Source organism: Streptomyces sp. NPDC006544, from assembly GCF_040611715.1.
Taxonomy (GTDB): Bacteria; Actinomycetota; Actinomycetes; order Streptomycetales; family Streptomycetaceae; genus Streptomyces.
Genome location: NZ_JBEXOV010000041.1, coordinates 45,102 through 64,169, shown reverse-complemented (window position 1 = coordinate 64,169; position 19,068 = coordinate 45,102). Strand labels below are relative to the sequence as shown.

The 19,068-nt window shown below is 72.2% G+C and carries 13 protein-coding genes; 7 read left to right on the top strand and 6 right to left on the bottom strand.

Features of this window, described 5'->3' with window-relative positions; all coding sequences use genetic code 11:
• Positions 1–86: 86 nt before the first annotated feature.
• From ABZY44_RS20235 to ABZY44_RS20220, 4 genes are read left to right on the top strand one after another with little or no spacing between them, the layout of a single operon-like run.
• On the top strand, positions 87–1,457 hold the full coding sequence (locus ABZY44_RS20235) for an MFS transporter (protein ID WP_356655649.1): 1,371 nt from the start codon (positions 87–89) through the stop codon (positions 1,455–1,457).
• A gap of 42 nt (positions 1,458–1,499) precedes the next feature.
• Entirely contained in the window at positions 1,500–2,474 is a 975-nt protein-coding gene (locus tag ABZY44_RS20230; RefSeq protein WP_356655647.1) for an EamA family transporter, read from the top strand.
• A 43-nt stretch (positions 2,475–2,517) separates the two neighbouring features.
• The gene (locus tag ABZY44_RS20225; protein WP_356655645.1) at positions 2,518–3,477 is read left to right on the top strand and encodes a DMT family transporter; all 960 of its coding nucleotides are present in this window, start codon (positions 2,518–2,520) and stop codon (positions 3,475–3,477) included.
• 10 nt (positions 3,478–3,487) lie between these two features.
• Positions 3,488–4,384 (top strand): LysR family transcriptional regulator, encoded by an 897-nt coding sequence (locus tag ABZY44_RS20220; RefSeq protein WP_356655643.1) that lies wholly within the window; start codon positions 3,488–3,490, stop codon positions 4,382–4,384.
• Between the two features lie 194 nt (positions 4,385–4,578).
• Here the strand turns inward: ABZY44_RS20220 and pepN (ABZY44_RS20215) are convergent, their stop codons facing one another.
• From pepN (ABZY44_RS20215) to ABZY44_RS20200, 4 genes are all read right to left on the bottom strand, one after another.
• A complete protein-coding gene (gene pepN / locus ABZY44_RS20215; RefSeq protein ID WP_356655641.1) occupies positions 4,579–7,155 on the bottom strand; it encodes an aminopeptidase N in 2,577 nt (858 codons plus the stop codon).
• A 197-nt stretch (positions 7,156–7,352) separates the two neighbouring features.
• The gene (locus ABZY44_RS20210; protein WP_356655639.1) at positions 7,353–8,381 is read right to left on the bottom strand and encodes an aspartate-semialdehyde dehydrogenase; all 1,029 of its coding nucleotides are present in this window, start codon (positions 8,379–8,381) and stop codon (positions 7,353–7,355) included.
• A 288-nt stretch (positions 8,382–8,669) separates the two neighbouring features.
• Entirely contained in the window at positions 8,670–12,002 is a 3,333-nt protein-coding gene (locus ABZY44_RS20205; RefSeq protein ID WP_356655637.1) for a S8 family serine peptidase, read from the bottom strand.
• Positions 12,003–12,275: 273 nt separating this feature from the next.
• Complete coding sequence (locus ABZY44_RS20200; protein ID WP_356655635.1) at positions 12,276–12,842, bottom strand: CGNR zinc finger domain-containing protein; 567 nt, start codon at positions 12,840–12,842, stop codon at positions 12,276–12,278.
• Positions 12,843–12,990: 148 nt separating this feature from the next.
• On the opposite strand from ABZY44_RS20200, the gene ABZY44_RS20195 reads away from it, so the two are divergent.
• On the top strand, positions 12,991–13,449 hold the full coding sequence (locus ABZY44_RS20195) for a VOC family protein (protein ID WP_356655633.1): 459 nt from the start codon (positions 12,991–12,993) through the stop codon (positions 13,447–13,449).
• A complete protein-coding gene (locus ABZY44_RS20190; protein ID WP_356655631.1) occupies positions 13,449–14,363 on the top strand; it encodes a pyridoxamine 5'-phosphate oxidase family protein in 915 nt (304 codons plus the stop codon). Before ABZY44_RS20195 ends, ABZY44_RS20190 begins: the two co-directional genes overlap by 1 nt.
• Before the next feature lie 86 nt (positions 14,364–14,449).
• Here ABZY44_RS20190 and ABZY44_RS20185 read toward each other — a convergent pair whose 3' ends face one another.
• Together ABZY44_RS20185 and pepN (ABZY44_RS20180) are read right to left on the bottom strand one after the other, a co-directional pair.
• Positions 14,450–15,409: a hypothetical protein gene (locus ABZY44_RS20185; protein WP_356655629.1), complete on the bottom strand. Its 960-nt coding sequence runs from the start codon at positions 15,407–15,409 to the stop codon at positions 14,450–14,452.
• Between the two features lie 186 nt (positions 15,410–15,595).
• A complete protein-coding gene (pepN, locus tag ABZY44_RS20180; protein ID WP_356655627.1) occupies positions 15,596–18,160 on the bottom strand; it encodes an aminopeptidase N in 2,565 nt (854 codons plus the stop codon).
• A 110-nt stretch (positions 18,161–18,270) separates the two neighbouring features.
• Here pepN (ABZY44_RS20180) and ABZY44_RS20175 point away from each other — a divergent pair, with 110 nt between their 5' ends.
• Positions 18,271–18,918: a DsbA family protein gene (locus ABZY44_RS20175; RefSeq protein ID WP_356655625.1), complete on the top strand. Its 648-nt coding sequence runs from the start codon at positions 18,271–18,273 to the stop codon at positions 18,916–18,918.
• The last annotated feature ends 150 nt before the right edge of the window (positions 18,919–19,068 follow it).

The window sequence follows — 19,068 nt, the reverse complement described above, 5'->3', positions numbered from 1 at the left end:
CTTCCGCTCGTTCGTTCGCAAAAAGCTACTTGACGCTAAGTAGCTTAGCGGTAAGCTACTTACAAGCGACCTACTCGGGGGGAACGATGACGGCGAAGGCCAAGGGGACGGCAACGGGGACGGGAACCGGGACGTCGAGGGTGGCGGGCGAGTTCTCCCTGCTGACGGGGGCCGGGATCGGCGCGATCGGGATCGGCATGTACGTCCCGTTCTCGCTCGTCTTCTTCCATCACGTCACCGGCCTGTCCTTCGCCCTCGTCGGCATGGTGCTGACGGTGACCGGCCTGACCGGCCTCGCCTTCATGCCGCTCGCCGGATCGGCCGTGGACCGGTACGGCGCCCGGCGCGTCAACCTGGTCCTCTACGCGGTCCGGGCCGCGGGCTTCGCCCTCTACCCGCTCGCCGGATCGCTGCCCGCCTTCGCCGCCGTCGCCCTGGTCACCGCGCTGGCCGACCGCTCCTTTCCCGTCGTCCAGCAGTCCCTGATCGGGGAAGTGGCCCGCGGCGCCGCCCGCGACCGGCTCCAGGCCTCCCTCAGGGCCCTGCAGAACGCCGGGATGGGCGCCGGGGCGCTGCTCGTCTCCGGGGTCCTGGCCCTGTGGGGACCGGACGGGTTCACCTTCACGGCCTACGGGAACGCCGTGGCCTTCGCCCTCGCCGGACTGCTCGTCTCCCGGGTCCGTCCGGTGGCCGGCGGCGGGGCCTCCCCGGCCGGGCGGCCGCCCGCCGGCTACCGGATGGTCCTCCGCGACCGCCCCTTCCTCGCCCTGACCGGCGCCAACTTCCTGACGGCGCTGGGCTATGCGGCCCTGTCCGTCCTCTTCCCGCTCTACATCACCACCTGGCTGCACGGCCCCGACTCCCTCACCGGGGCGGCGTTCACCGTCAACACCGCCCTGTGCGCGGGCATCGGCGTCCTGGTCGCCGGCCGGGTCCGCCGCTCGGGGGCCCGCCGCACCCGCTCGGCCGCCCTCGGGTCCCTGCTCTTCGCCGCGGCCTTCGTCGCCCTGATCGTGCTCGGCACCCTGCGCCCCGGGCGGAGCGCGACCCTGGTCGCCCTGCTCGCCGTCGTGGTCGTCTACACGCTCGGCGAACTGGTCCACAGCCCGTCCGGAGGCGCCCTGTCGGTCTCCGCCGCCCCCGAGGCGGTCCGCGGCCGCTACCTCGCCACCTACCAGCTGTCCTACTCGCTGGCCACCGCGCTCGCCCCCTCCCTCTTCACCGGCCTGCTCGCCCTTGACGGCCGGCTGCCCTGGGCCGTCCTCGCGGTCGCCGCGCTCGGCGCCGCCCTGGCGCTGATCCGGCTGGAGCGGCACCTGCCCGCGGATGCGGTCCACGCGCGACCGGTGGGCGTGGTCGTGGCCGCGTCCACCGTGCCCGCCGCCGCCGCCGCCGCCGCCGCCCCCGCCGCCGCGGCTCCCGGATCCGCCGCCGCTCTCGCTCCCGCCGCCGTCTGATCCTCCGCCCGCCTTCCTCATCTGCCCGAGGAGTCACCCGCCATGAACCGTGCCGCGACCGTCGCCCTGACCGCCCTCGCCCCCGTCTCGTGGGGCTCGACCTACGCCGTGGCCTCCGAGCTGCTGCCGCCCGACCGGCCCCTGTTCACCGGCGTGATGCGGGCCCTGCCCGCCGGACTGCTGCTGACCGCGCTCGCCCGGACCCTGCCCACGGGACGGTGGTGGTGGAAGTCCGCAGTCCTGGGCGGACTCAACATCGGCGCGTTCTTCCCGCTCCTGTTCCTCTCCGCCTACCGCCTGCCCGGCGGCGTCGCGGCCGTACTGGGCGCCGCCGGCCCGCTGTTCGTCGTCGGGCTGGCCGCCCTCCTGCTCGGGGAGCGGGCGCGACTGCGGACCGTCCTGGCGGCCGTCGTGGCGGCCTTCGGCGTGAGCATGGTGGTCCTGACCGCGGAGGCGGGGATCGACCTGGTCGGTGTGGTCGCGGGTGTGGTGTCCTCCGCCTCGATGGGGGCGGGCACCGTGATGACCAAGCGGTGGGGGCGCCCGCGGGGCGTCGGCCCGCTGGCCATGACCGGCTGGCAGCTCACCGCCGGCGGCCTGATGATCATCCCGGTCGCGGTGCTGGTCGAAGGGGCGCCGCCCGCGCTCGACGGCGGGGCGTTCCTCGGCTACGGCTACATGATGCTGGTCAACACCGGCGTCGCGTACTGGCTCTGGTTCCGCGGCATCGGACAGCTCACCGCCACCTCCGTCACCCTCCTGGGCCCGCTCTCCCCGCTGACCGCCGCGGTCATCGGCTGGGCAGCGCTGGGCCAGACGCTCACGTCCGTGCAACTGCTGGGCATGACGATCGCCTTCGGCGCCACCGTCGCGGGGCAGCTGGCGTCCGGGAGCCGGCCCCCCAAGGAGGAGCCCGCGCGGGAGGCCGTGTCCGCACCCGGCGGATCGTTCAGTTCTACTGAAGAAACTGATCGAAATGATTCGATGGACCTGATGGGTCACGCGGTGCGACGGTAGATCCACGACACCGGCAGACCAGACCCCGAGGGGGAGACACACAGTGGCCGTCATGGACCGCGCCCGTACCGCTCCGCAGGACACGCGGCCCGCCGCCCGGCAGGAGGGCACCCGGCAGGAGGGCGGCCGGGCCACGAAGGGGGCCGCCGGTCTCGGCGTGCTCCTCGCCCTGCTCGCGACGGTCGTCTGGTCCGGCAGCTTCGTCGCCACCCGCGGCATGGCGGACAGCATCCCGCCCGTCCAGGCCGTGTTCTGGCGCTGGACGAGCGCCACCGTCGCCGTCGCGCCCTTCGCCGCCCGGCAGGCCTGGCGGCAACGAGCCCTGATCCGCGCGCACTTCGGATACATCGCCCTCGCCACGCTGTTCGGCGTCACCCTCTACAACACCCTCGTGCACCAGGCCGGACTGACCACCTCGGCCTCCAACATGGGCATGATCATGGCCGCTTCGCCGGTCGTCATGGCCCTGTACGCCCGCCTCGGCGGCGAACGGCTCGGCGCCCGGCGCACCTTCGGGCTCGCCCTCGCGGCCCTCGGCGTCCTGCTCCTGGTCGGCAAGGGCTCGGTCCGCTTCGAGTTCGCCGCCGGCGACCTGTGGATGTTCGGGGCGGCCCTGTCCTTCGCCACGTACAGCGCGCTCCTCAAGCGCAAGCCCGCCGAACTGGGCGGCCTGGCCTTCCTGCTCACCACCTTCGTCCTCGGCGCCCTCATGCTGGCCCCCGCGTACGCCGTGTCCGTCGGCGTCCAGGGCGGTTTCCAGGTCACCCCCTCCACCGCCGGCATGCTCCTCTACGTCGGCGTCCTCTCCTCCGCCATCGCCTTCTTCGCCTGGAACAAGGCGGTCTCGATCATCGGGGCCGCCCGCGCCGGAGTCGTCTACTACCTCCAGCCGGTCTGCGTCGCGGGCCTCGGCCTCCTCCTCATCGGCGAGCGGACCGGCCCCGCGCAGCTGCTGTGCATGGCGCTGATCCTGGGCGGCGTGGGCCTGGGTGCACGGCGGTAGGTTCGGCCCCATGACCGAGTGGGACATCAAGAAGCTGCGGATCCTGCGGACCCTCGCCGAACAGGGGACCGTGACCGCGACGGCCGAGGCGCTGCACATGACGCCCTCGGCCGTCTCGCAGCAGCTGACCAACCTGGCCAGACTGCTGGGGGTCCCGCTGCTGGAGGCCCAGGGCCGCCGGGTCCGCCTCACCGACGCGGCGCACCTCGTACTGCGGCACGCGGAGGCGGTGTTCGCGCAGCTGGAGCGCGCCGACGCCGAACTGGCCGGGTACCTCGCGGGGGAGGCGGGCGAGGTCCGGATCGGGGCCTTCTCCACCGCCGTACCGGTCCTCGTGGTCCCGGCGGTCGCCGCGCTGAGACGCTCGCACCCCGGCGTCGAGGTCCGCGTACGGGAGACCGAGGCGGCCGAGTCCTACGAGCTGCTCGCGGCCGGGGTCGTCGACCTGGCCCTCTCCCTCGCGGCGCACGCCCCGACCGCCCGGGACCCCCGCTTCAGCCGCAGGACCCTGCTGGAGGACCCCCTCGACGTGGCGCTTCCCCCGGACCACCCGCTGGCCGGCGCGGCGGAACTGCGCCTCGCGGACCTCTCCGGCGATCCGTGGATCTACGGGGGCAGCGGCCCCTGGTCGGAGATCACCCGGGGCGCCTGCGAGGCGGCGGGCTTCGTCCCGGAGCAGGCCCACTCGGCTTCCGGCTGGACGGCGATCCTGGCCATGGTCGAGGCCGGCATGGGCGTGGCGCTGGTCCCGCGGATGGTGGCGGGCCGCGCCCCGGGCGTCGCCGTGCGGGTCCTGTCCCACGACCGCCCCACCCGGCACGTCGTCGCGGCCCTGCGCCGCGGCTCCGAAGCGGCCCCGGCCGTGGCCCACGTCCTGCGGGCCCTGCGGGTCGCCGCCGCCGGCTGATCCTGCGGGGACCCGCACCGCCGCGCCCCTCCGTGACGGCGCCCGCCGCTGGACAGGCTCGATCCGCCACGGTCCGACCCGCCCACGGTCCGACCGGCGACGGTCCGACCGGACGTGCGTCGCATGCCACGCCGAAGGGGCGCCCCCGGTGCGTCACGCACCGGGGGCGCCCCCGTCCGTACGGCCCGCCCGGGTCAGGAACCGGCGGCCGCGTCGGCGGCCTGGGCCTTCAGCGCGCGCTCGACGCCCGCGCGGGACTCCGAGACCAGGCGGCGCAGGGCCGCGTTCGGCTCGGCCGAGGCGAGCCACTCGTCCGTCTGCGCCAGGGTCTGCGCGGAGACCTGGAGCGACGGGTAGAGGCCCACCGCGATCTGCTGGGCGATCTCGTGGCTCCGGGTGTCCCAGACCTCCTTGACCGCCGCGAAGTACTTCGCGGTGAAGGGGGCGAGGAGCTCGCTCTGGTCGCTCTGGACGAAGCCGCCGATCACGGCTTCCTGCACGGCGTTCGGGAGCGTGTCGCCCTCGACGACCGAGGCCCACGCCTCGGCCTTGGCCTCGGCCGTGGGACGGGCCGCGCGGGCGGTCGCCGCGTGGCGCTCGCCCGCCGCCGTCCTGTCCCGCTCCAGCTCGGCCGCGATGGCCGGCTCGTCGGCGATGCCGGTGGCGGCCAGGCGCTCAAGGAACGCCCAGCGCAGCTCCGTGTCGACGGCCAGGCCCTCGATCTCCTCCGAGCCGTCCAGCAGTGCGGAGAGGAGGGCCAGCTGCTCCTCCGTGCGCGCCGTCGCCGCGAAGGCGCGGGCCCACGCCAGCTGGTGGTCGCTGCCCGGCGCGGCCGTGCGCAGGTGCTCCAGCGTGGCCTCCGTCCAGGTGGCCAGGCCCTGGGCCCGCCAGGCCGGGTCGGCGTACAGGTCGACGGCCAGCTTCACCTGGCGGTGCAGCGACTGGACGACGCCGATGTCCGACTCCTTGCCGACGCCCGAGAGGACGAGGGCGAGGTAGTCGCGGGCGGCCAGCTCGCCGTCGCGGGTCATGTCCCAGGCCGAGGCCCAGCACAGCGCGCGCGGCAGCGACGCGGTGAAGTCGCCCAGGTGCGCGGTGACGTTGGCGAGCGACACCTCGTCGAGGCGGACCTTGGCGTACGACAGGTCGTCGTCGTTCAGCAGCACGACGGCCGGGCGGGCGCGGCCCACGAGCTCCGGTACGGCCGTCAGGTCGCCGTCGATGTCGAGCTCGATCCGGTCGGTACGGACCAGCTTGCCGTCGGCCAGGTCGTACAGGCCGACCGCGATGCGGTGCGGACGCAGGACCGGCTGGCCCTTGGCGCCCGCCGGCAGCGCCGGGGCTTCCTGGCGCACGGCGAAGGCCGTGATCACGCCGGAGGCGTCCGTCTCGATCTCCGGGCGCAGGATGTTGATGCCGGCCGTTTCCAGCCACGCCTTCGACCAGGCGGTCAGGTCGCGGCCGGAGGTCTCCTCCAGGGCGCCGAGCAGGTCGGACAGGCGCGTGTTCCCGAAGGCGTGCGCCTTGAAGTACGCCTGCACGCCCTTGAAGAAGGCGTCCTGGCCGACGTAGGCCACGAGCTGCTTGAGCACCGAGGCGCCCTTGGCGTACGTGATGCCGTCGAAGTTGACGAGGACGTCGTCCAGGTCACCGATGTCGGCCATGATCGGGTGCGTGGACGGCAGCTGGTCCTGCCGGTACGCCCAGGTCTTCATGGAGTTGGCGAAGGAGGTCCAGGCGTGCGGCCACTTCGAGCCCTCGGCGTCGGCCTGGCAGGCGATCGAGGTGTACGTCGCGAACGACTCGTTCAGCCACAGGTCGTTCCACCACTCCATGGTGACCAGGTCGCCGAACCACATGTGCGCGAGCTCGTGCAGGATCGTCTCGGCACGCGTCTCGTACGCCGCGTCCGTCACCTTCGAGCGGAAGACGTACTGGTCGCGGATGGTGACCGCGCCCGCGTTCTCCATCGCGCCGGCGTTGAACTCCGGCACGAAGAGCTGGTCGTACTTCGCGAACGGGTAGTCGTACGCGAACTTCTCCTGGAACCAGGCGAAGCCCTGCCGGGTCACGTCGAAGATCGCGTCGGCGTCGAGGAACTCGGCGAGCGAGGGCCGGCAGTAGATGCCGAGCGGTACGGACTGCCCGTCCTTGCCCTCGTACGAGCTGTGCACCGCGTGGTACGGCCCGACGATCAGGGCCGTGATGTACGTGGAGATGCGCGGGGTGGGCTCGAAGCGCCACACGTCGTCGGCCGGAGCCTTCGGCGTCGGGGAGTTCGAGATGACCGTCCAGCCCGCGGGGGCCGTCACGGTGAACCGGAACGTCGCCTTCAGGTCGGGCTGCTCGAAGCTGGCGAACACGCGCCGCGCGTCCGGGACTTCGAACTGGGTGTACAGGTAGGCCTGCTCGTCGACCGGGTCGACGAAGCGGTGCAGGCCCTCACCGGTGTTGGTGTAGGCGCAGTCCGCGACGACGCGGAGCTCGTTGGCCCCGGCCTCGAGGTGGGCGAGCGCGATCCGGGAGTCCCGGAAGACGGCGGCCACGTCCAGGGCCTTGCCGTTGAGAACGACCTCGTGCACGGCCGGAGCGACCAGGTCGATGAAGGTCTCGGCGCCGGCCTCGGCGGATTCGAAGCGCACGGTGGTCACGGAGGGGAAGGTGCCGCCCTCCTGCGCTCCGCTGAGATCGAGTTCGATCTCGTACGAGTCGACGGTGAGCAGCTTTGCGCGCTGCTGAGCCTCTTCACGGGTCAGATTCGTGCCTGGCACGCGTTCATCTCCTTCGATGGTGACGTTGCAGCGCCATCCTTCCACGCGGGCCGGGCCACCGCGTCGGAGTAATCCACGGGCGAACGCGGGAGGCCTCGAGGGGACCGGACCGTCGGTACACGCGGCCATCGCGCTGTGCCACGCAGGGGGCGGCGCCGTCAGGCGCCGCCCCCTGCGTGTCGTGCGTGCGCGCGGGATCAGCCGCGGAGCTCCTGCGCGACCAGCTCGGCGATCTGGACCGCGTTCAGCGCGGCACCCTTGCGGAGGTTGTCGCTCGAGAGGAACAGCGCGAGGCCGTTCTCCGCCGTCTCGTCGAGGCGGATGCGGCCCACGTACGAGGCGTCCTTGCCGGCGGCCTGGAGCGGGGTCGGGATCTCCGAGAGCTCGACGCCCGGGGCGTCCTTCAGCAGCTCGTAGGCGCGCTCGACGCTCAGCGGACGCTCGAAGCGGACGTTGACCTGGAGGGAGTGGCCGGAGAACACCGGCACGCGCACGCAGGTGCCCGAGACCTTGAGCTCCGGGATCTCCAGGATCTTGCGGGACTCGCTGCGGAGCTTGCGCTCCTCGTCGGTCTCGAAGGAGCCGTCGTCGAGCAGGTTGCCCGCGAGCGGGACCACGTTGTAGGCGATCGGCCGCTGGTAGACCTTGGGCTCCGGGAACTCCACCGCGCCGCCGTCGAAGGTCAGCTGGTCGGCGGCCTCGGAAACCGCGCAGGCCTGGCCCTTGAGCTCGGCGACGCCCGCCAGGCCCGAGCCGGAGACGGCCTGGTAGGTGGTGGCGATCAGCGCGGTCAGGCCGGCCTCGTCGTGCAGCGGGCGCAGCACCGGCATCGCGGCCATGGTGGTGCAGTTCGGGTTCGCGATGATGCCCTTGGGGCGGTCCTTGACCGCGTGCGGGTTCACCTCGGAGACGACGAGGGGGACCTCGGGGTCACCGCGCCAGGCGGAGGAGTTGTCGATCACGACGGCGCCCTGCGAGGCGACCTTCTCGGCGAGGGCCTTGGACGTGGCGCCGCCCGCGGAGAAGAGCACGATGTCCAGGCCGGAGTAGTCGGCCGTGGAGGCGTCCTCGATGGTGATCTCCCGGCCGTCCCACTCGATGGTGGAGCCCGCGGACCGCGCGGAGGCGAACAGCCGCAGCTCGTCCACCGGGAACTTGCGCTCGACGAGGATGCCGCGCATGACTCCGCCGACCTGTCCGGTGGCTCCGACGATTCCGACCCTCACGGTGACTCCTTCGATACGTATGGACACGTAAGTACACGTATGGACATGTACGACGCGGGCGCGCGCGAAACCATCATGCGTTCGACCCCACGAGCCTTGTCCAATCCATTGTCCGAGGAGCGGACGGCGATCCGGCCGCGGGCCCGCGCGACACCGCCGGGACCACCGTGCCGCAGGACCGGCGGGGGCCCGTCCTGCCTGGTCGCGGCCGGTGCGGGACGGGCACGGCGAAGGGGCGGGCACCCGACCGGGTACCCGCCCCTCCGTCACGCGATCAGCCGGTTCCCGTTACGGGAGGACCTTCTCGATCTGCACGCTGCCGGTGCCGGCGGCGGTGCCGCGGGCGTTGAGCAGCTTGACCTCGCCGAAGAACTGGCGGCCTTCCGGAGCGGCGCTGTTGACCAGCACGTTCGCGGAGACGGACGCCGAGGCTCCGTTGGCGAGGTTGACCGCGGCGGACTCGTCGACCTGGACGGTGCCCAGGGCGGCCGAGTAGTAGACGTCGCGGTAGTCGTACGTGGTGGTCCCGGACGGGATCGCGTAGCCGATCACGTTCACGGTGTAGGTGCCGGCGGCCGGGTTGACCAGGCTCACGGCCTCGTCGGAGTCGCCGTCGGCGGAGGAGCCGACCTTGACGCCGTCCTTGTAGACCTCGAGGTCGAGGTCGGCGGCGGTGTCGGAGACGTTGCCGATCGCGATGTCGAGGCGGGAGACGCCCTCGCCGATCGTGACCTCCGACGTCTGGGTCTCACCGGGGGTGATGGTCGGCTTGGCGACCTTCGCGGAGCCGAGCGGGCCGCCCTGGAGCTTGCCGGCGGCGATGGCCGCGCCCTCGTTCTTGACGGTCCACTGGACCGGCGCCGGGGTGCCCTGCTTGACCTCGGGCAGGACCTTGACCGCGGGGTCGAAGGCCGCGCCGAGCACGGAGACGTCCAGCTTGTACGGGTTGTCGAGCAGCGGCGACGTACGGCGCGACTCGACCTCGATCTCCCAGACGCCCGGCAGCGGGTTCGCGTACGAGCGCAGGTCGGGGCGGCACAGGTTCGCCGGGTTGTCGTAGTTCGGGTAGCACTGGGTCGTCGCGCTGTCCTCGACGCCCACGCCGTACGGGTGGATCGAGATGAAGCGGGTCTGGCTGCCCGGCTTCAGACCGCCGAGGGCGACCTCGAGGGTCTTGGCGCCCGCGGGGACGGTCACGAAGTACGACTTGTGGCTGTTGCGCTGCACGGACGAGGTGTCCGAGTAGGCGAACGACGGCTTCGCCAGCGGGGTGGAGACGACGACCGTGGAGAGGATCTGCTTGTCGATGCCCTCGGTGGTCGGGTCGTCGAGCTGCAGGATGCCGCTGTGGACGCCGGCCGTCTTGGCCTTCGCCTCGACCTTGATCGTGACCGGCTTGTTCAGCGGCAGGGTGACGTAGTCGTAGTCCGTGAGGAGCTTGAACGTACCGTCGTCGTTGCGCCAGCTGAGCTTGTGCGGGGTGCCGTACTTGACGCCGGTGGTGCGGGTCACGACGACGTTGTAGACCTTCTTCTGGCCGACCTTCAGACCGCCCTCGCGGTCGTAGACGCCGGTGCCGAAGCCCGGGGTCTTCAGGAACTGGTCGATCGCGGTGTCGACCGGGGCCTTGACGGTGAACTCGTTGGCCGTCGCACCGCTCTGGATGGACTCCCACGCACCGGGGATGTTGATCAGACCGGAGCCCTGGGCGTGCGCCGGGACGTCGTCGATCTTCTTGGCGCTGCTGGTGAGCGCGATGCGCAGGTTCGCCGGGGTGAGGGCGATGTGCTGCTGCTTCGCGGCCGAGATCAGCAGGGCGCTGGCGCCCGTGGCCTGCGGCGAGGACATCGAGGTGCCCTGCAGCATCGAGTAGCCGGCCGGGAGGTCGTAGCCGGCCTCCTTCACCGGGGAGCCGGGCAGCCACGTCTGGGTGGTGTTGATGGCCGCGCCGGGGGCGGTGATGGTCGGCGTGAAGCCGCCGTCCTCACGCGGACCGCGCGAGGAGAAGGGGAACATGTTGTACTTCGTGGTCACGCCGGAGCCGTAGTTGGCCGCCCAGGTCTCCTTGGAGACCGCCGCGCCCACGGAGATGACCTTGTCCGCGAGGCCGGGGTCGCCGATGGTGTTGACACCGGGGCCCTCGTTGCCCGCCGAGATGACGAGCTGGACACCGTAGGTGTCGATGAGGTTCTTGTAGAGCTCGGAGCGCGCGTTGTTGCCGTCGTTCAGCGCCGGCAGGCCGCCGATCGACATGTTGACGATGTCCACGCCGCGGTTGACCACGAGGTCGATCATGCCCTCGGTCAGCGCGATGTTGGTGCAGCCGCCGGACCAGGAGCAGGCGCGCGAGGAGACGATCTTGGCGCCGGGCGCCTCGCCGTTCATCGCGCCGCCGAACAGGCCGTTGGCGGCCGTGATGCCCGCGACGTGCGTGCCGTGCTCGGACTCGATGATGCCGACGTTGACGAAGTCGGCCTTCTTGCCGACCCAGTCACCGCCCAGCGGGTCCATCGGGACGTCCTTGCGGATCTCGATCACGAACGGGATGCGCTCGGCGACGTCGGTCGCCGGGTTGTCCGTGCCGAAGTAGCCGATCTGGTAGCCGTCCTTGTACGGCTTCATCGGCTCGTTGTTCGTGAAGTCGTTGTCCTGGTCGGTGTCGACGCGGACGGTCCCGGCGACCGGGTCGTAGAGCAGGCCGAACCGGTCGGTGGTGTCCCCGTCCCGGTTGACGTCGCCCTTCATGTCACCGGTGGCGGTGATCGACTCGGTGAAGCGGCTCCACTGGTACGAGCCCTCAGGGGCCTTCCAGCTCCCGCCGCCCGCGGTGAACGTGCCGCCGGTCACCGGGGTGATCTGGGCGCGCCAGGTGGCGTCGGCGTCGGCGAGCGGGTCGGTCGCGGTGACCCAGTCGACGATCTTGCGCTCGCCCGTGGTGGTCTTCTGGAGCGCGGGGTGGCCGAGGTCGACGCCCGAGTCCAGGATGCCGATGGTCACGCCGCGGCCGTCGGCCTGCGGGTTCTCCTTCAGGAAGTCCAGCGAACCGGTCTCGAAGGCCGGGTTGTACGGGTTCTTCGCGGGCGTGTTCTTGTCCGGCCCGGGGTAGGTCTCGGCCGAGGTCTTCTTGGCCGAGCCGGCCTCGCGGTCCGCGTCCGGACGGGGGTCCGGGAGCTGGATCTCGTGCCGCAGGTCGATGCCGTGCACCGAGGACAGCTTGGCGGCCGCCTTCAGTGCGGCCTCCGCCTTGTCGGTCGGCAGGGTGGCGCGTACGTAGCCGAGCTTGTCGTACGTCTGGCCCACCGAGGCGCCCTGGACGCCGTCGAGCTGCTTGGCCACCTGCTGGGTCTCGCCGGGAGCGGTGGCGACCATGACGGTGACGGTCTTGTCGCCCTTGGTCCGGGCTTCCTGCAGCAGCTCTACGTCGGCCGAACCGAGCTTCTGGTCAGCCGACTTGACCGCCGGGTTGGCCGTGGGGTTGTCGGTGCCGGTCGCCGCGAAGACGGGCATGGCGCCGGTGGCCGCGAGGGCGACCACCAGGCCGGCCGCGGCCGCGACGCGCACGGCGCGCCGGGGCACGGGTATGCCGCCTTGTGAGGGGCGAGCGGGGGAGTCGAGGGTCATCAGCATCCCTGGCTAAGTGAAAGATACGGTCCGGATTTCGGTGCCGGATGACCGGTCAGCCTCGCCTAAGTGACAGCTCTTTGGGGAGAGTTGTCACTGACCGAGACCTGGCGTGGCGGACTCCCGCCAGTGCGTGGGATGCGCCAGCAGGCCCGTACCGGGGTGGAACGGTACGAATTTGCGGGTCCAAAGATCGATTTGTAGACTTCCCGACCGTCCGTCAGGGGCGGGACACGGCCGCGCCCCGGACCGGGTGTGACAACTTCGGGCCGCTCAGCGCTCGCGCGTGCGCGCGTAGTGCCGCGAGGCCTTCGCCCGGTTTCCGCAGGCCGCCATCGAGCACCAGCGCCGGGTGCCGTTGCGTGAGGTGTCGTGGAAGTGCAGCACGCACGTCTCGGAGGCGCACGCGCGGATCCGGCCGGGCCCGGACGCCAGCAGCTCCAGGTAGTCGCGGGCGGCCGTCCAGGCCGGGCCCCAGGACGGGTCGTCGAACTCGGGCCGCTCGCCGATCCCCGCCCCGGTCAGGGTGAGGCGGATCCGCCCGTGCTCCAGCACGGCGTCGATCAGGGCGCGGGCGCTCTCGTCGGCCGGGTCCCGGACCGCGCGGGCCAGCGCTTCGCGGACGGTCAGCAGGTGCACCAGGGTCGCGGCGTCCGCGCGGAAACGGCCGGCCAGCCCCGTGCTCTCCAGCCACAGCGCGAGCCCCTCCACGCGGGTCAGCCCGAAGGCCCCGGCGAAGAGGTCGAGGGGCTCGCCCTCCTGGACCCAGCGGGTGTTCAGCAGGTCCAGGGCCACCGGTTCGCCGGTCAGGGGGCGGGGGTCCGCCGCCGGTGCCGTCATCTCGAGTTCCTCCCGCTCCGTCCGCCGACTAACCCCCTAAGCCTACGTGAGTGGTTGACGCCTTTCGTTCTAACCGTTAATTTGTAGATAGAAGGTTAGACAGCAAGGCGAAGGAGCCCCGGTGAGGGGCCTGCCGAAAGGACCCGTCATGACGGCCGTCACCAGCAAGCTGCACACCGGACACGTGGGGCTGAACGTCACCGACCTCGCCCGCTCGCTCGCCTTCTACGAGGGCGCCCTCGGCTTCGAGCCGCTCGGCGGGGGCAAGGAGGAGGGCCGCCGCTTCGCCTTCCTGGGCCAGGACGGCGAGCTCGTCCTCACGCTGTGGGAGCAGGCGCGCGGCGGGTACGCGGCCGACGTGGCGGGACTGCACCACCTGGCGCTCTCCGCCGGGAGCGCCGAGGAGGTCCGGGCGTACGAGGAGCGGCTGCGCGGCCTGGGCGTCGCGTTCGCGTACGAGGGGCTCGTCGCCCACGGCGAGGGGGCGCACACCGGCGGGATCTTCTTCCACGACCCCGACGGCACCCGCCTGGAGATCTTCTCGCCGCTCGCCGACGAACATCTGGAGGCTCCCGTCACGGGGGCCCCGACCTGCGGGTTCTTCTAATGTCCGGGTACCACTGGGGATCCTTGGCCGTGCAGGACCGGGTCGGCGTCCGCGAGCACGCCGTGCACGTGGGCCGCTCGGTCACCCCGTACGTCAAGGACGTCGCCGCGGCCTTCCTGGCGCAGCAGCCGCACCTGGTGGTCGGCGCCGCCGACGCCGCCGGACTGCTCTGGTCCTCGCTGCTCACCGGCGCCCCGGGCTTCGTGCGGGCCACCGGGCCGGACCGGATCGCGGTCCGCGGCGGGCTCCCGGAGGGCGATCCGCTCGCGGAGGCGCTGGCGAGCGCCGGCACCCGGGTCGGGACCCTCTCCCTCGACCCGCGCACCCGGCGCCGGATGCGGCTCAACGGAACCCTGGAGGTGACCGGGGGCGGGTTCGCCGTCTCGGCCGAGGAGGTCTTCGCGAACTGTCCCAAGTACCTCCAGAAGCGGCAGCCGGTGGCGCTCGCCGCCGAAGGGCCCGGTGTCGTGCGCCGCGGGCGGGCGCTCACCCCCGGCCAGGAGCGGGCCGTCCGCGCCGCCGACACCTTCTTCGTCGCGACCGCCGCCGGGGCGCGGGGGGCCGACGCGAGTCATCGGGGCGGCCTGCCGGGCTTCGTGGAGGTCCTGTCGCCGACGGAGCTGGCCTGGCCGGACTATCCGGGCAATGCCATGTTCCTGACGCTGGGGAACCTGCTGACCGATCCGAGGGCCGGGCTGCTCTTCCCCGACTGGGAGAGCGGAGCCCTGCTCCAGCTCAGCGGGCGGGCGGAGACGGAGTTCGGGGAGGACGGGGAGCGGCGGGTCCGCTTCCGCGTCGACGCGGTGATGGAGAGCGTGCACCCGGGGCGGCTGCGGTGGAGCACCCCGGAGTACTCGCCGGCGAATCCCGCGCCGCACGCGCCGCAGGGACCGGTGCGGCCTGGCCCCCGGTAGCCGGGATCCCCGGGGGCGGGATGCCTCCGGCCGGGACGCCCCGGGCGGGGATCCCTCCGGTCGTGACCCCCGGGGCCGGGGGCGGCTCACCTGGGCAGGACGACGAGGTAGGCGGCGGGCTCGCGGTCGGCGGCCGCCGTCAGGGCGGTCCGTACGACCGCCGCCTGCTGCTCGGGCCAGTCGCGCAGCTTGCGCGGGGTGACGTGCAGGACGGTCACCCCGCACCGCTCCAGTGCCTCCCGCTTGTGCACCGACTCCGACCACTCCTCGTCCTCGACCTGGCGCGGGACCCGGGTGTCGATCTCCACGGCGACCGCGTGCTCGGGCCAGTAGGCGTCCACCCCGCCGAGGTGCGGACCGCCGGGCAGCCGCAGGTCCACGTTCCAGACGGGCTCGGGGAGTTCGAAGCCCCGTACGAGCTGGTACAGCCGGTCCTCGGCGATGGCCCGGCCCTCGGCGAGCAGCGATTCGACGGCGTCGACCACGTGCGGCCGGTTCAGCAGCCGGGCCACCGTCAGTTCCCGTACCACGGCGGCCGGTTCGCAGTGCCCCGTACGCACGGCCTCACTGAGCAGCCGGCGGACCGTGGCGGCGTCGGAGAGCTGGGCGACGGCATCGGCGACGGCGCGGGCCACGGGCACGACGGGGAGGCCGTCCACCTCCATCGGCCGGGGCGGAGTGTGCGTGCGCACGAGGCGGACCTGCCCGGTGGAGCGCAGTCGGCGGGTGTTCGGTACGAGGACGTCGATCTGGGGGAGGCGGGGCAGGGTGGGGGTGCAGGAGAACCGGTACAGCGCGAGGGCGGTGAGCCCGGTGATCATGACCTCGTCGCCGCGCCGCCCCGCGTAGAGCAGCGCGGCCTGGAGCCGCTCCTCGCTCGTCGCCGGTCCCGAGTGGAGCAGGAACACGCCGGGCAGGACCTGCTGCCAGTCCCGCTCGGCGGCGTCGGAGGCGGAGACCCCGTGCTCGCGGAGCTGCGCCAGCGAGAGCACGCGGGGACGGGTGCCCGTGAGGTGGGCGAGGGGGAGGGGTGTGTTGTGGTTCATGACGCGGTGATTCCCTCGGGCCGTGGCCTCGCTAACCCCTGTTACACGTTCGTCGACAAATCGGGACAAGCCAGGGCTAAAGTACGGGCGTTCGAATGCCGATACCGTCGTTCGGCTCCGGGCGCGAAAACGCCGGCGGGCCCGGGAATCCCGGCCCCGCCGGCGCGTGAAGCGCAGGCCGGAGCGTTACCCGGCCTCGCCGGCCGTCGCGTCGCAGTGCTGCCCGCGCAGCGCGCGGGCCAGGTCGTCGCGCGACTCCAGGACCAGGCGGCGCAGCGCCGGCGGAGCCGACTCGTGCGCGGCCAGCCAGGCGTCGGTGGCGTCCAGCGTGGCGGAGTCGTCCTGCAGCGAGGGGTAGAGGCCCTTCACCACGTCCATGCCGATCTGGATCGACCGGTCCGCCCACAGCCGCTCGATGGCCGCGAAGTACGGCTCCGTGAACCCGGCCAGCAGCCCTCGCTGCGAAGGCTGCTGCATGCCCGCGATCGTGGCCTCGACCAGCGCGTTCGACAGGGCGTCCGACTCCATCACGGCCGCCCAGGCCTGGTCCTTGACCGCCGCCGACGGCCGCGCCGCCAGGCAGCGGACCTGGTGCCGCTTGCCCGACGCCGTGTCGTCGCGCGCCAGTTCGGCCGCCAGGACCTCCTCGTCCACCGCCCCGTGCGCGGCCAGCGGCAGCAGGAAGTCCCAGCGCAGTTCCTGGTCCACCTCCAGGCCGTCGATCCGCGCCGAGCCGTCCAGCAGGCCGAGCAGCAGCTGGAAGTCACCCTCGGTCGCGGCGCTCGCCGCGAAGAACCGGGCCCAGGTCAGCTGGTGCTCGGACCCGGGCTCCGCGAACCGCAGTTCCTGCAGTGCGCAGGCCGCCAGTACCCGGCCGCCCTGCTCCCGCCAGCCCGGAGCGGCGTAGTGGGTGACCGCCGACAGGGCCTGCGCGTGCAGCATCTGCAGCACGCCGACGTCCGTCTCCCGGCCCGCGTGGGCCAGGACCAGCGAGACGAAGTCCCGCGCCGGCATCAGCGCGTCACGCGTCAGGTTCCACAGCGCCGACCAGCACAGCGCGCGGGTCAGCGGGTCCGTCACCGAGCCCAGGTGCGTGCGCAGCGTGGCCAGCGACGCCGCGTCGAAGCGGATCTTGCAGTAGGTGAGGTCCTCGTCGTTGACGAGGACGAGGGCGGGCTCCTCCTGCCCGGCCAGCTCGCCGACGACCGTCCGCGCCCCGGCCACGTCCGCCTCGGCGCGCGCGTACCGCACCAGTGAGCCGTCCGCGTCCAGCCGGTACAGGCCGACCGCGACCCGGTGCGGGCGAAGCTCCTCGCCGTCCTGGACCACGGCCAGTTCGGTCACCCGCCCGCCCGCGTCGCAGGTCACCACCGGGGTCAGCGCGTTCACGCCGGCCGTCTGCAGCCATGCCCGCGACCATTCGGCCATGTCCCGCCCGGAGACCTCCGCGAGCACCGACAGCAGGTCGTCCAGCGTGGTGTTCCCGTAGGCGTTGGCCTTGAAGTAGCGCCGCGCGCCCTCCAGGAACGCCTCCCGGCCCACGTAGGCCACGAGCTGCTTGAGCACCGCCGCGCCCTTGGCGTAGGTGATGCCGTCGAAGTTCAGCTTCGCGTCCTCCAGGTCACGGATGTCGGCCGTGACCGGGTGGGTGGACGGCAGCTGGTCGGCCCGGTAGGCCCACGCCTTGCGGTTGTTGGCGAAGGTGACCCAGGCCTGGTCGAAGCGGGTGGCCTCGACCAGCGCGAAGGAGCCCATGAAGTCCGCGAAGGACTCCTTCAGCCACAGGTCGTCCCACCACTTCATGGTGACCAGGTCGCCGAACCACATGTGCGCCATCTCGTGCAGGATGGTGTTCGCGCGCCGCTCGTAGGAGGCCTGCGTGACCTTCCCGCGGAAGATGTACTCCTCCCGGAAGGTCACCATCCCCGGGTTCTCCATCGCGCCCAGGTTGTACTCCGGCACGAAGGCCTGGTCGTACTTCCCGAAGGGGTACGGGTAGTCGAAGATCTCGTGGAAGAGGTCGAAGCCCTGCTTCGTGACGAGGAAGACGTCGTCCGCGTCGAAGTGCTTCGCCAGTCCCTTGCGGCAGATCGCGCCGAGCGGGATCGTCAGGTCCCCGCGCGTGTAGGTGTCCGTGACGTAGTGGTACGGGCCCGCGACCACGCAGGTGATGTACGTGGAGATGGGCTCGGTCTCGGCGAAGCGCCGGGTCGCGCCCTCGCGGGACTCCTCGGCGCCGTTGCTCCAGACCTGCCAGCCCTCGGGCGCGGTCACCTCGAAGCGGTACGGGGCCTTCAGGTCGGGCTGTTCGAAGTTCGCGTACACCCGCCGGGCGTCGGCCGGCTCGTACTGGGTGTAGAGGTAGACCTCGCCGTCCTCCGGGTCCACGAAGCGGTGCATGCCCTCGCCGGTCCGGCTGTACGCGCAGTTCGCGTCGACCACCAGGACGTTCTCGGCGGCCAGGGCGTCCAGGGCGATGCGCGCGCCGTCGAAGACGGCCGAGGGGTCCAGCGCGCGCCCGTTGAGGGTCACGGTGTTCACCGAGGGTGCGATGAGGTCCGCGAAGCTGGAGGCTCCCGGGACGGCGGCGCGGAAACGGACGGTGGTCACCGAGCGGAACGTCCGGGGGCCCTCGGCCGGTTCGGCCCCGTCCACCGCGGACCTCAGGTCGAGGACCACCTCGTACCCGTCGACGGACAGCAGCTCGGCCCGCTCGCGGGCCTCGTCACGGGACAGATTCTCTCCGGGCACATGCACTCCTTCGTGCGTGATCGTGATATCTGACCGAATCCTCCCACGGGGGAATGCGTGTGCGGCCGGGACGGTTGGGCAGGGAGGAACGTTCCGATCTGAGGAGAGACATGGCTGAGCGCCAGGTGCAGGACAAGACCCTCGTCGACTTCTGGTTCGACCCGCTCTGCCCCTGGGCGTGGATGACGTCCCGCTGGATGCTCGAGGTCGAGAAGGTCCGCGACGTCGAGGTGCGCTGGCACGTGATGAGCCTCGCCGTGCTGAACGAGAACAAGCTCGACGAGCTGCCCGAGCGCTACCGCGAGCTCCTCGGCCCCAAGGGCTGGGCACCGGTGCGCGTGGTCGTGGCGGCCCAGCAGAAGTTCGGCGACGAGGTCACCGGCAAGCTCTACACCGCGCTCGGCACCCGCTTCCACAACGAGGCCAAGGGCGCGACCCGCGAGGCGATCGCCGAGGCGCTGGCCGAGGTCGACCTGCCCGCCGAGCTGATCCACTACGCCGACTCCGACGAGTACGACGAGGTGCTGCGGGCCTCCCACAACGACGGCATCGACCGCGTGGGCCAGGAAGTCGGCACCCCGGTGATCTCGGTGCCCGGCGCCGACGGCGAGGACGTGGCCTTCTTCGGCCCGGTCGTCACCCCGGCCCCGCGCGGCGAGGCCGCCGCCCGCCTCTGGGACGGCACCCTGCTCGTCGCCTCCACCCCCGGCTTCTACGAGATCAAGCGCACCCGCACCCAGGGCCCGGTCTTCGACTAGCCGGCCGGAGCTCGGGCCGACCGCAGCTCGAGCAGCAGACGGCCCGGAAGGCCCCCGCGAGTCATGTCCTCGCGGGGGCCTTCGGGTGGACACGCCCGCACGTGAAGGGTGAGAAGACGATCACGAGGCGGACGGGCTTTCGGGTGGCGC